The organism is Streptomyces sp. NPDC029044 (assembly GCF_040637495.1).
Lineage (GTDB): Bacteria > Actinomycetota > Actinomycetes > Streptomycetales > Streptomycetaceae > Streptomyces.
Genome location: NZ_JBEZWN010000035.1, coordinates 70,841 through 83,945, shown reverse-complemented (window position 1 = coordinate 83,945; position 13,105 = coordinate 70,841). Strand labels below are relative to the sequence as shown.

Here is a 13,105-nt window from a genome sequence, read left to right as displayed (position 1 = left end):
GCAGCACCTTCGGGTCGCCGGCGAGGGCGCGGGCGATGCCGACACGCTGCTTCTGACCGCCGGAGAGCTGCGCGGGGTAGGACTTCGCCTTGTCGCCGGACGGCATGTCCGGCCCGCCCCACGGGCCGCTTACGGGCGGAACCGCAGGATCTGCGGGTCGTGGTCGCTGATCTGGTCGTGGAACTCCGCGTTGACGTGCACGCTGTCGTACTCGAAGTCGCAGTCGCGGCGGATCGACGGGCTGATCAGGATCTGGTCGAGGACCTGGCTGTTGCCCTGGTAGACGTACGAGTAACGCTCGTTCCTGGGCAGCGACTTGATCGCCGACCACAGTTCGCCGCGGCCTTCCAGGAGCTTCGCGGTCTGCGAGAACTCGAAGTCGTTGATGTCGCCCAGCGTGACGACGTCCGCGTTCTTCTGGGTGTCGAGGATGTCCTTGACGAAGGCGTTCACCAGGGTGGCCTGCCGGTGGCGCTGCGTCTCGGAGCTGCGCGACGGCGGCTGGTACTGGGCGGTCAGACCCTGGTCGCCGCCCTTGGAGTTGAAGTGGTTGGCGATCACGAAGACCGAGCGTCCGCGGAAGACGAACTCGCCGGCCAGCGGCTTGCGGCTGTTCTTCCAGGCCTCGTCGGCGGGGGCGATACGGCCCGGGCTGAGCGTCAGGTGCGCCTTGCCGCGGATCTTCGTCACGCCGGTGGCCGTCGTGGCGTCGCCGCCCGCGCGGTCCGCGAAGGAGACCCGCTCCGGGTTGAACAGGAACGCCTGGCGGATGTTGCCGCCCGGCTCGCCCCCGTCGCTGCCGTCGGCCGGGTCGATCGAGCGCCAGTCGTACTTCGGGCCGCCGGCCGCGACGATCGCGTCGATCAGCTTGGTCAGGGTCTGGTCGGCGGCGACCGTGCCGTCGTTCTTCGCGCCGTTGTTGTCCTGGATCTCCTCCAGGGACACGATGTCGGGCGACTTCAGGTTGTTCACGATCGCGGCGGCGTGGGCGGCGAACGTGCCGTCGGCCGGGTCGAGGTTCTCGACGTTGTAGGTGGCGACCGCGAGTTCGGAGGAGCGCTGCTTGCGGGTCGTCTCCCGCTCCAGGCCCGCGCTCTTCAGCGTGCCCAGCTCGCTCGCGACCAGGGTGTAGCCGCCGAACTGGTTGTAGTCCAGGGGACCCGTGGTGGTGCCCGTGAGGGTGTCGCCCACGTTCGCCTTCGGGAAGTCCGCCGTGGGGCCGAGGGACTGGATCTGGAGGCGGCCGGTGTTCTGGTCGTCGTAGGAGCCGTAGACCGTGCCGCCGTGACGGTTGCGGTTCTCGTGCGGCTTCACCGTCACCCACAGCTCGGTGTACGGGTCGGTGGCGCCGACGACACGGGTGTCGGTGACGCGGACGGACATGCCCTCCAGCGCCTCGTAGTGGTCCAGGGCGTACTTCGAGGGCTTCAGGGGGAGCGCGTTGACCGAGCCGCCCGCGGCCGGGTCGCCGGGCGGCGCGTAGGCGGCGGGGACCGAGCGGGAGGTGATCGACGTGGCGGCGGGGAGCGCGTTGCCGCTGGAGACGACCGTGGTCGTCGGCTTGGTGATCTCCGTCACCGACTGGTTGCCGGAGGTCGCTCCGCCGGGGACGTACTCCGTGACGGTGCCGCTGACCGTGACGGCGTCACCGACGGCGACCCCCTTCGGTGCGGAGCTCGTGAAGACGAAGACGCCCTCGCTGGTCGCCGGGTCGGCGTCCGCGTCCGGGTCCTGGATCCAGAAGCCGCGGGACGAGCCGTAGGTCCGGATGCCGGTGACGATTCCGGCCACGTCCGTGACCTGCCGGCCCGCGTACGGGGATATCCGGGTGCTGCCCTGGATGTCGTGGATGCGCACCGACTCCGCGTGCGCGGGGCTGGTGAGGACGATCGTGGATGCCGCGGAGCACGCGGCGGCGACGGTGAGCGCGGCGAGACGCGCGGACGACTTGCTCGGCAACGGGATTCCCTCCGGGGACGTGACAGGGCGCCGGGACGAGGGCGGAAAGGGCGGGATGGCTGACTGCCGCTATCTGTGGGGCGGAATGCGGTGACGCGCGTAGCGCGCGGCAGACGGATGGACCTGGTGGGGCCGGCCCGGTGAACAAGTGTCCGCCGACTTCTACGCGCGTCAATCTCCAGCCTGTTCATGTCACTTGTCAAGGTTTCGGCCATGTACGGCAGCCGACGGGGAGATGAAGTGGGCGGCATGGGTGGAAATCCGTCTAGGCTGAGCGGTTGAGTCACCTGAGGCGCGCTAGGAGAAACAGCCGATGTCAGACAGCTCCCCCCTGCCGCCGGTGCGGCTGCACACCGAAGCGGAGCTGGCGCGCGACGCGCTGTCCACACCGTTGCTGTCCCGGGCCGCCCGGCTCGCCCGCTGGGCCGGGCCGGACACCCGCGTCGACGCCGGGGGAGGGCTCGTCGACGAACAGCTGCCCGCGGCCGCCGAGGCACTCGGGCTGAGCGGGGACGACGCCGCCGCCGACGCGAGCGAGGCGTGGCGGGTCGCCGTGGACGCCGGGCTCGTCGAGGTCGTCGACGAGGACGAGGGCACCGTGACGGCCGGTGAGGACCTGGCCCTGCTCACCGGCGGCTCGCCGCAGGACGTGCTCGCCGTGTGGCTCTCCGCCGTGGAGACCGTCCTCGCCGACGCGAGCGTGCCCGACCTGGACGGGCTGGTGGACGAGGAGGGCGAGGTCGACCTCTCCGCCCTCGACTGGGACCCCGAGGGCGAGGCCGAGTTCCTCGACGGCGTCCTCGGCAACCTCTACCTGCTGACCGCCGGCGAGGACGCGCCCGGCGCTCCGGTGCCGCTGCCGGCGCTGGCCGCCTCGGTGATCGTGCCCAGCGACATGGGCGAGCCCACCAACGACGTCCTGGAGCAGGTCTCCGACGCGATGATGCGGCTGGACGACCAGTTCCGGATGCTGGAGCCGGTGGGATTCGTCGCGTACCAGCCCGTCGACGAGGCGCTCATGGCCGATGCCGACGAGGAGCCCGCCGCACCCGTCGACGACACCGACGTCTCCCGCTACGGCATGGTCCGGCTCACCCCGCTCGGGCTCTACGGCATGCGCGCACGGCTGATGGAGGCGGGCTACGCGGCGCCGGCCGTCGGCGACCTCGCGGACAAGGGAGCCGACGCACTGCTCGACGGCACGGCTCAGTTCCCGCCGGGCGCGGCGCAGGCGGAGACCGAGCAGTGGCTCCAGCGGCGCGAATCGCTCGCGGCGGCCCGGGAGTTGCTCGCGGCGGCCCGGGGCTCGGATGCCGGGGCGCCGCTGCGGCGGCTGCGGTGCCAGCAGGCCCTGTCGCTGGTCGGCACCTCGGCCGAACCCGCCCTGCGGGAGGTGCTCGACGACCCCGAGCTGGGTGGGCTCGCCCGCGTCTGGCTGACCGAGCACGGTGCGGTGGACGTGCCCGCGCCGTCCGAGGCGATGGTGTACTGGCTGACCATCGACACGGTGGCCGCGCAGCTCGCGGCCGAGGGGAACTCCGAGGAGCTGCGGGCGCTGGTCGAGGGACTCGCGCGGCAGCACGGTGGCTTCTTCGACGCCGTGTGGCGGGTCGAACACCCGGCCACGGCCGATGTGCTGGAGGCGATGGGGCGGTTGCATCCCGACAAGAAGGTGGCGAAGGAAGCGCGGAAGGCGGCGTTCAAGGCGCGATCCCAACAGGGGGGTTGATCCCGGTTCGCGGGCGCGGCGCCGTCTCGGCTTGTCGCGCAGTTCCCCGCGCCCCCAGGGTGTTGTTCAACCGGCGTTCAAGGATGAGCGGGACGGTGTTGCCGCACGAGGTCCGCCACCTCCCACGGCATCCTCACCGTCACAGGAGACACCATGTCGCTCACCCGCAGGGACTTCGCCAGAACCTCCGCGATCACCGGTGCCGGGGTCGCGCTGGCGGGCAGTGTCGGCGCCCTCGCCACCGCACCGAACGCCCTCGCGTCCACGGACACCGACAGCGCGGGCGACGAGGCGGCGGACGCCCGGCACGGGGTCGGCTACGGCCCGCTGGTCCCCGACCCCCAGGGCATCCTCGCCCTGCCCGCCGGCTTCACGTACCGGATCATCACCCACAGCGGCAGGACGAAGCTGGAGTCCGGCGAGCCCACGCCCTCCAACCACGACGGCACCGCCGCCTTCGACGGCCCCCGCGGCACCACGCTGCTCGTCAACAACCACGAGCTGAAGGGCCCGCGCGCCAACTGGAAGTACCCGGTCCCGCTCACCGAGGGCCTCGTCTACGACCCGGCCGCGGCCGGCGGCTGCACGGTCGTGGAGGTGCGCCCCGACGGACGGGTCGCGGAGTGGGTGGGCATCGCCGGCACCTCCACCAACTGCGCCGGCGGCAGTACGCCCTGGGGCACCTGGCTGACCTGCGAGGAGAACTCCGACAAGGCCGGCGTGAACGGCATGACCGAGGACCACGGCTACGTCTTCGAGGTCGACCCCTGCGACCGGCGCGCCAACCGTGCCCCCAAGCCGCTGAAGTTCTTCGGCCGCTACGACCACGAGGCCGTCGTCATCGACCCCCGGCGTGGCCACGCCTACCTCACCGAGGACGCCTCCGGCCCCAACGGCCTCTTCTTCCGCTGGACCCCGCCCCAGGGCTTCGCGTACGGCCCCGGGAAGTTCCGCGAGCTCGCCGACGACGCCGGTGTCCTCCAGGCCCCCAAGTGCTTCGACTCCGGCGGCACGTTCGTCGACGACCTGTCCCGCGCCACGAAGACCGGCACCGTCTACGGCGTCGACTGGGTGGACGTCCCCGACCGCGACGCCCGCACCACCCCCGTGCGCAAGCAGTTCTCCGACGGCGAGGTCACCCGGGCCCGCAAGCTGGAGGGCATGTGGTGGGGCGACGGCGGCGCCTACATCGTCTCCTCCTACGCCCGTGACGAGAGCCCCGTCCGGCACGACGGCCAGGTCTGGTTCTACGACCCCAAGCGGCGCACGCTGACGCTCAAGGTGCTGCTCGGGGTGAACCCCGACCCGTCGAAGGACGGCGCGTTCGACGGCCCCGACAACATCACCGTCTCCCCGTACGGCGGCATCGTGCTGGCCGAGGACGGCGAGGGCGTCTCGCACCTCTTCGGCGCCACCGAGAGGGGCCGCACGTACCCGATCGCCCGGAACGACCTGAACATCGGCACCGAGGAGGAGCCGGAGTACAGCGAGTTCGCCGGGGTCACCTTCTCACCCGACGGCAGGACCCTCTACGCCAACATCCAGGACCCGGGAATCCTGCTCGCGATCACCGGTCCCTGGAAGCGCCAGAGCCGGTAAGGGACAAGTCCCTCATACGAGTGGCTAGTGATCGGTTTTCCAAGCTCGCCCCTGCATCCGAATAGTGCCTGTCCTTGCACTGGTTGTCGCTCGATGCGGGGTGGGCTTTGGAAGCGGTCTGGCACGGCGGGCTTGTGGAGGGCTCACGCGTGTGGCTGCCCGACGGATCGGTGCGCGCGATCGAGGACGTGGTCGCCAAGCGCCTCCCAGTCCTTTCCTTCAGCAAGCAGTGGGACACCAGGCCGGTTCGGTACGGAGCGAATCAAGGCCCGCGAGATCATTCAGTCGGTGAACTCGTTGCCCGGGTACCGGACACTACTTTCGGTGGCAGGTCGCAAGAGGTGATGAGGATCGGATTCGCCTCTGGTCGCGTCGTCGAAGCAGCGTCCAGCCAGCAGTGGGTGACGCAACGGCGGACGGGACGGCAGGCGTGGCAGTGGAAGCGTAGCGCTGATCTGGTACAAGGCGTCCAGGCTGCAGAGGCTGAGTCAACTGTCGGGCACGTCGCCCCGGCACGCAGTGAGATGCATGGCTATGACGAGTCCGTGGCTCTGGATCGCGTCAAGAGCCTTTCCTCAGCCGGCGTCCGTGCCGTTTACGGCGTCGCTGTGAGCCCTTCCGGCCTGTTCGTGGTCAATGGCCTGGTCACGGGAGCAGGCGATACGACCTGCGCAGCGGTGGCAGATCGCGCACTGTCTAAGGGAGTGCAGTAGCCGGGGCGACCGGCCGCATCGGTCCGCGACCAAGTGACCAACGCAGGCCGTGGTCACCGCCTTGTCGGCGAAGAAGCTGACATCTAACATTTCAGTCCATGGAAGCCATCCGGCCCGTGCCCCGCACCCTGCTCAGGGAGCGTGCGTACGCGGCGATCCGGGACGCCATCGTCGCCGGAGAGATCGAACCCGGCGCGGTGGTGCGGGACGCCGACCTCGCGGAGCGGCTCGGACTGTCGCGGGCACCGGTGCGCGAGGCGTTCTCCCGGCTGGTGGACGAAGGGCTGCTGGAGAGCAAGCCGCAGAGCTACACCCGGGTCACCCCGCTGGTGGCCGCCGACGTCCGGGACGCCGCCGCCGTGGTCGGCGCCCTGCACGAGCTCGTGACGCGGGTCGCCGTGCCCCGGCTGGCTGCCGCGCACCTCACCGCGATGCGCGCCGCCAACGAGCGGTTCGCCGCAGCCGTGCGCACCGGAGACGTGGAGGCGGCGCTGCGGGCCGACGACGAACTGCACGACGTCCTCGTCCGGGTGAGCGGCAACCGGGCGGCCGCCGCGACCGTCGCCCGCTACACCCCGCTCATCCGCCGCCTGGAGCGACAGCGCTTCGGAGAGGGCGGCAGCTGCCGCTCGGCCGGGCTGCACGAGCGGCTGATCGAGGCATGTGCCGCCGGTGACGTGGACGGGGCGGTTCTCGCCACCGCGGAGATCTGGCGGGGCCTCGAAGAGCTCGCCGACTGAGACGACCCCCGACCCAGGGAGGACCCATGTCCCTTGCCTCGTACGAGCGTTACCCCCTGCTCTTCGGTCCCTCGCCCGTCCACCCCCTGGAGCGGCTCACCGCGCACCTCGGTGGTGCGTCCCTCTGGGCCAAGCGCGAGGACTGCAACTCCGGTGTCGCGTACGGCGGCAACAAGACCCGCAAGCTGGAGTACCTGGTCGCCGACGCGCTCGCCCAGGGCTGCGACACGCTCGTGTCCATCGGGGGCGTGCAGTCCAACCACACCCGCCAGGTCGCGGCCGTCGCCGCCCGGGCCGGACTCAAGTGCGTCCTCGTCCAGGAGAGTTGGGTGGACTGGCCCGACGCCGTGTACGACAAGGTCGGCAACATACTGATCAGCCGGCTGGCCGGGGCCGACGTGCGGCTGGTGAGGGCCGGGTTCGGCATCGGCTTCAAGGAGAGCTGGGAGCAGGCGCTCAGGGAGGTCGAGGAGGGCGGCGGGAAGCCGTACGCCATCCCGGCCGGTGCCTCCGACCATCCGCTCGGTGGCCTCGGCTTCGCCGGGTGGGCGTACGAGGTCGCCGAGCAGGAGCGGGAGCTGGGCGTCTTCTTCGACACCGTCGTGGTCTGCTCGGTCACCGGGTCGACCCAGGCCGGCATGGTCGCCGGGTTCGCCGCTCTGGAGGAGACGGGCGGGCGGCCCCGGCGCGTACTCGGCGTCGACGCCTCGGCGAAACCGGCTGCTACCCGGGGCCAGATCGCCCGTATCGCCGACCGCACCGGGAAGCTCATCGGTGTGCAGCGCGAGCTGACCGAGTCCGACGTCGAACTGGACGAGCGGTACCACGCGGGCACGTACGGCATCCCCGACGAGGCGACCCTGGCGGCGATGCGGCTCGCGGCCCGGACCGAGGGGATGGTCACCGACCCCGTCTACGAGGGCAAGTCCATGGCCGGGATGGTCGACCTGGTGTCGCGGGGCGAGATCGGCCCGGACTCCACGGTGCTCTACGCCCACCTGGGCGGGCAGCCGGCGCTGAACGCGTACAGCGCGCTGTTCTGACCGCCCGCCGCCCGCCGCCGGCCGTCGGGCCGGCCGTGTACGGGAATCACCCGGGGGGCCGTCGGGTTGTCGCCGTTACCCGACGTACTGGAGGAGCCCCCATGTCCGAAGAGCCGGCCGTTCGCGAACTCCGCCTGGTGGTGACCGCCGCGGACTACGACGCCGCGCTGCACTTCTACCGGGACGTGCTCGGACTGAGAGAGCAGGGCGCGTTCGCCTCGGAGGACGGGCGGGTCACGATCCTCGACGCCGGGCGGGCCACCCTGGAGCTGACCGACCCGAACCATGCCGCGTTCATCGACGAGGTCGAGGTGGGGCGGCGGGTGGCCGGGCACATCAGGGTCGCCTTCCAGGTGGACGACTCCGTCGCCACCACGGCGAAGCTGGCCGCCGCGGGAGCCGAGGTCGTCGCCGAGCCGACCCGTACCCCGTGGAACTCGCTGAACTCCCGGCTCGAAGCTCCCGGCGCCCTTCAGCTGACGCTGTTCACCGAGCTCGGCGACTGACGGGTGCGGGGGTGCCGGGCGGGGTGATCGACCGGCTGCGGCCGCGTGCGGTCTTCGCCTCGCCGGGTGGTGGGTCGGGGCCGCGCCGCGGGGTGTCCGTCCTCGGAACGGCGCGATGGACCTTCATACCGACTGACTGTTCGTCGACGCGCCAACCGCTGCGGGCGGACACCCCCGACACGTCCCCTTGCGTCGTCCGGCGGCTGCGGGCGGTGGGGGGCCTTGCCCGGACCGGAAGGTGTTCGTCCGGCTGCCCCTGCCGTGTGGGCCGCGGCGCCGGATACAGTGCTGGACGTGTGGACGGACAATCAGCGTGCGGAGCCGAGTGCCGAGCGGCCCGACGGTGTGCGGCGCCGGGCCACGATCCACGACGTCGCCCGCCTGGCCGGGGTGTCCCGCCAGACGGTCTCCCGGGCGGTCAACGACAAGGGTGAGATCGATCCCGGCACCAAGGAGCGGGTGCTGGAGGCGGCGCGGCTGCTGGACTACCGTCCAAGTCGTTTCGCGCGCGGGCTCGTGCAGAAGGGGGCGGTGACGGCCGGCCTGGTCATCCCGGACCTGCGCAACCCGTTCTTCCCCGAGGTGGCCGCCGGTGTGCTGGAGGCGGCTGAGCAGCGGGGCTGGCAGGTCGTCGTGTGGGACTCCCGGATCGACGAGGCCCGGGAGCGGGAGGCGCTCGACGTGCTCTCCCACCAGGCCGATGCCGTCGTGGGCTACTTCAAGGACCCGGACGACGTGCTCACCCGGCATCTCGGCGGCGTACCGCTGGTGCTGCTGGAGCGCGGGCCGCAGCAGACCCGGTTCGCGGCCGTGGGCATCGACGCCGCCACCGGGGTCGAGCAGGGCATGAACCACCTGTTCCGCGCCGGGCACCGCAGGATCGGCATGCTGGACGGCGTGCACGGTCCCGGTCCGCGTCGGCAGGCCTTCGTGGAGCAGGCGCGGCGGCTCGGACTGCCGGTCGACGAGGACTGGGTCGTGATGTGCCCCGAGCACAGCGTGGCCGGTGGTGAGGCCGGCATGGAGCGGCTGCTGGCCCAGCGGCCCGACGTCACCGCGGTCTTCGGCTTCAACGACCTGATTGCGGTCGGGGCGATGCGCACCGCCCGCCGCAGCGGCCGGAGCGTTCCGGACGACGTGGCCGTGCTCGGCTTCGACGGCCTCTCGCTGGGCGAGCTCGTCGAACCCGCCCTGACCACCCTGCACATCGACAAGCGGCAGCTGGGACGGCTGGCCGTGGAGCAGGTGGCCCGGCTGCGCGCGGGCGAGGAGCCACTGCGGGGCGCCGACGCGTGGGTGACACCCGAACTCGTGGTGCGCGACTCCGCCTGACGTTCCGGCCGCCCGGCCCTGGGGCAGATCGGCCGCGCCGTTCCCTTGACACCGGATTTCGAGCCCACCGATACTCGACGGCACCGCTCACGTGAACGTTCACGTACGCTCAGAATCCCCCACCGCGAGATCGTCGGCCCGACCCTCAGTCGCCCGTCGACATCGTTGTCTTCGCTTCCTCATCCCGGAAGCCTTCCCCCCATCCCCCGTGTGAACGGGCCCGCGGCAGCGCTGTGCCCCGGCTGCGCAGGCCCGGAAAGCGAGTGCGCGCCCATGGAACACCGAACGATGTCCCGCAGACGCTTTCTGGGGGCCTCCCTGGGCGGCGCGGGCGCCGGCCTGCTGACGCTCTCGGGATGCGGGACCGCCGAGGGATCGGCCTCCGCCGGCTCCGGCCACCTCAGCCTCTGGTACTGGAAGGGCTCGCTGAGCGACAAGCTCCTCGCCACCGCCCGGCGGGGCGTCCCCGGCGTCCCCGGGCTGAAGGTGAAGGGCTCTCAGATCCCGGACGGCGACATCGATTCCAAGGTGCGCACCAGTCTGGCCGCACGTGCCTACGTTCCGGATCTGACGGTCGTCAACAACGACAACCTCGCCACGTTCTTCCCCGACGAGGACGAGTTCCTCGACCTGCGGGACCTCGGCGCCGACTCCGTCCGCGACCGGTACCTCGACTGGAAGTGGAAGGCCTGCTTCACCCCGACGGGCCGGATGATCGGCTTCCCCCTCGACGCCGGTCCCACCGCCCTCTACTACCGCCGCGACCTGTTCGAGCAGGCCGGACTGGCCCACGAGCCGGCGGACGTCGCCGAGAAGCTCTCGGGCTGGGAGGAGTTCATAGCCGCCGGACGGACACTGCGGCGGAAGGGGCCGGGCCGGCCCTACCTGGTGAGCAACATCGGCAACGTCTTCCAGCAGGTGCTGCTTCAGAGTCCGAAGCAGTTCGTGGACGCCGACGACCGCTTCATCGGCGATCAGGAGCACATCCGGCACGCCTGGGACCTGTCCGTGGACATCCTCCGCCAAGGCCTCAGCGCCAGGATCACCGACGGCACACCCGACTTCAACGCGGCCATGAGCGGCGGCCGCATCGCCACCATGACCACGGCGGTGTGGGCCATCAACGGCCTGAAGGACACCGCGCCGAAGACCTCAGGTGCGTGGCGGCTGACCACCCTGCCGGACGGCCCCTGCAACTACGGCGGCTCCTACGTGACGCTGACCCGCTACTGCCGGGAACCGGAGAAAGCCTTCGCCTTCCTGACGTGGCTGCTCAGCCCGGAGAACCAGCTCAAGAGCTACCAGGAGATGGCCCTGTTCCCCACCACTCCGGCCTCCTACGCCGACCCGGCGATGCACACGCCCGACCCCTTCTTCGGCGGTCAGCAGCCCATCGACGTCTTCGGCCCGGCCGCTCAGAAGGCTCCCGTCGTCTACTTCAGCCCCTACGAGGAGACCGCCAACACCCCCTTCTTCCAGGAGCTGACCAATGTCGAGACGCTCGGCAAGAACCCCGACCGGGCCTGGCGGGACGCCGTGAACACGGCGGAGACCGCGCTGACACGGCTGGGGGTGAGCTGACATGGCCACGGTCCTCGATCCGGCTGGTGCGCCGGCGGCGGACGAGCGGCGTGCCGATCGTCGTAGCGGATCCACCCCTCCCGGCGGACGCCGGAGGTATGGCCCGCCCCTGCTCGCCATCTCCCCGTTCTACGTGCTCTTCGCCGTCTTCGGCGCTTTCCCGGTGGTCTTCTCCATGTACCTGTCCTTCCAGGACTGGGACGGCATCGGGGACATGCGTTTCGTAGGACTCAAGCAGTACGGCTGGCTGCTGCGGGACCAGGTGTTCTGGCATTCGGTGCTCAACACCTTCGAGATCTGGTTCCTGTCGACCGTTCCGATGCTGTTCCTGGCGCTCGTGCTGGCGTTCATGCTGCACTCGCAGGTCCGCTTCGCCGGTGCCTACCGGGTGGCGTACTTCATCCCCAACATCACCTCGATGGTCGCCATGACCATCGTCTTCGGCTCGGTCTTCGCCCAGGCGGGTCTCGCCAACGCGCTGCTCAGGGCCGTCGGTCTGGACGGGATCGGCTGGCTGTCCTCCGAGTGGGGCATCAAGTCGTCCGTGTCCATCATGATCATCTGGCGGTGGGTCGGCTACAACGCCCTGATCTTCCTGGCGGGCCTCCAGGCCATCCCGACCGAGCACTTCGAGGCCGCGCGCGTCGACGGTGCCAGCAGTTGGCAGACCCTGTTCCGGGTCGTGCTGCCGCAGCTGCGTCCGGTGGTGCTCTTCGCGGCCGTCACCTCCACCATCAACGGCCTGCAGATCTTCACGGAGTCCCAGGTGCTCTTCCAGTCGACCGACGTCGGCACCACGGGCGGACCCGGTCAGGAAGGGATGACCATCGTGCTCTATCTCTGGCAGAAGGCCTTCAAGGAGCACCAGTTCGGCTACGGCGCCGCCATGGGCTGGCTGCTCTTCGCCATCATCGCCGTGTTCACGATCATCAACTGGCGGCTGGTGTCCGGCTCCGATCGCGACGACCGCCGGCCCGGCATCGCCGGACTGCTGCGCCGCAAGGGGGTTCGTGATGGCCGCTGAACACCGGGCGACCGGAACCGCGGGACTGGCGATCGGCTCCGGCAGCAGGCTCTCCCGGATCTGCGTCCGGGCGGTGCTGCTGCTCGGCGTGCTGATCTCGCTGTTCCCCTTCTACTGGCTGGTGGTGATGGCCTCCGGCACCACCCAGGACATCTACGACTACCCGCCCAAGCTGGTGCCGGGCCCGCATCTGCTGGACAACATGGGCCGGGTGCTCGACACCATCGACTTCTTCGGCTCGCTGTTCAACACGGTCGTGGTGGCCGTCGTCGGCACCGCGCTCGTGCTGTTCTTCGACTCCCTCGCGGCGTTCGCCTTCGCCAAGTACGAGTTCCCGGCGAAGAAGTTCCTCTTCGGCATGCTGCTGGTCACATACATGATCCCCGCGCAGCTGTCTCTGGTGCCGCAGTTCGTCACCATCGCAGAGTTCGGCTGGGCCGGCTCGCTGAAAGCGCTGATCATTCCCGGCGCGGCCAACGCCTTCGGCATCTTCTGGATGCGCCAGTACGCCCAGAACTCCCTGCCCGACGAACTGCTGGACGCCGGGCGCATCGACGGCGCCGGCTTCTTCCGCCTCTACGCGCAGGTCGCCCTGCCCCTCTTCCGCCCGGCCCTGGCCTTCCTCGGCATCTTCACGTTCATCGGCCTCTGGAACGACTACATCTGGCCCCTGGTCGTGATGATCGACCCGGAGAAGGTCACGCTCCAGGTGGCGCTGGCGAACCTCAACGTCCTCTACAACGCGGACTACGCCCTGGTGATGGCCGGTGCGCTGATGAGCGTCATCCCGTTGATCGTGGTGTTCCTGTTCGGGGCGCGGCACTTCCTGCGGGACCTGGCGGCGGGGGCGATGAAGATGTAGGGACCGGGTGCCGGTGC

At 70.5% G+C, this 13,105-nt stretch carries 10 protein-coding genes and 1 pseudogene; 9 read left to right on the top strand and 2 right to left on the bottom strand.

Annotated features, from left to right (window positions below; translation table 11 throughout):
- Positions 1-94 (bottom strand): annotated as a pseudogene (locus tag AB0E85_RS25390) (ATP-binding cassette domain-containing protein); the annotation flags it as partial.
- 35 nt (positions 95-129) lie between these two features.
- Positions 130-1,959: an endonuclease/exonuclease/phosphatase family protein gene (locus AB0E85_RS25385; protein ID WP_361931341.1), complete on the bottom strand. Its 1,830-nt coding sequence runs from the start codon at positions 1,957-1,959 to the stop codon at positions 130-132.
- A 313-nt stretch (positions 1,960-2,272) separates the two neighbouring features.
- Between AB0E85_RS25385 and AB0E85_RS25380 the strand changes: the two genes are divergently transcribed.
- The 9 genes from AB0E85_RS25380 (at position 2,273) to AB0E85_RS25340 (ending at position 13,088) form a co-directional block, all read left to right on the top strand.
- Positions 2,273-3,688, top strand: coding sequence for a hypothetical protein (locus tag AB0E85_RS25380; protein ID WP_361931338.1), 1,416 nt, complete (start codon positions 2,273-2,275; stop codon positions 3,686-3,688).
- A 153-nt stretch (positions 3,689-3,841) separates the two neighbouring features.
- Entirely contained in the window at positions 3,842-5,287 is a 1,446-nt protein-coding gene (locus AB0E85_RS25375) for an alkaline phosphatase PhoX (protein WP_361931335.1), read from the top strand.
- 811 nt (positions 5,288-6,098) lie between these two features.
- Complete coding sequence (locus AB0E85_RS25370; RefSeq protein WP_361931332.1) at positions 6,099-6,740, top strand: GntR family transcriptional regulator; 642 nt, start codon at positions 6,099-6,101, stop codon at positions 6,738-6,740.
- Positions 6,741-6,766: 26 nt separating this feature from the next.
- A complete protein-coding gene (locus AB0E85_RS25365) occupies positions 6,767-7,783 on the top strand; it encodes a 1-aminocyclopropane-1-carboxylate deaminase (protein ID WP_361931329.1) in 1,017 nt (338 codons plus the stop codon).
- Between the two features lie 101 nt (positions 7,784-7,884).
- Positions 7,885-8,289: a VOC family protein gene (locus AB0E85_RS25360; protein WP_361931326.1), complete on the top strand. Its 405-nt coding sequence runs from the start codon at positions 7,885-7,887 to the stop codon at positions 8,287-8,289.
- 294 nt (positions 8,290-8,583) lie between these two features.
- On the top strand, positions 8,584-9,621 hold the full coding sequence (locus tag AB0E85_RS25355) for a LacI family DNA-binding transcriptional regulator (protein ID WP_361931324.1): 1,038 nt from the start codon (positions 8,584-8,586) through the stop codon (positions 9,619-9,621).
- Between the two features lie 288 nt (positions 9,622-9,909).
- A complete protein-coding gene (locus AB0E85_RS25350; protein ID WP_361931323.1) occupies positions 9,910-11,202 on the top strand; it encodes an extracellular solute-binding protein in 1,293 nt (430 codons plus the stop codon).
- Between the two features lies 1 nt (position 11,203).
- Positions 11,204-12,226 carry a sugar ABC transporter permease gene (locus tag AB0E85_RS25345; protein WP_361931321.1) on the top strand — a complete coding sequence of 341 codons (1,023 nt, stop codon included), beginning with the start codon at positions 11,204-11,206 and terminating at the stop codon, positions 12,224-12,226.
- Entirely contained in the window at positions 12,216-13,088 is an 873-nt protein-coding gene (locus AB0E85_RS25340) for a carbohydrate ABC transporter permease (RefSeq protein WP_361931318.1), read from the top strand. The genes AB0E85_RS25345 and AB0E85_RS25340 overlap by 11 nt, the downstream gene beginning before the upstream one ends.
- Positions 13,089-13,105: the final 17 nt, after the last annotated feature.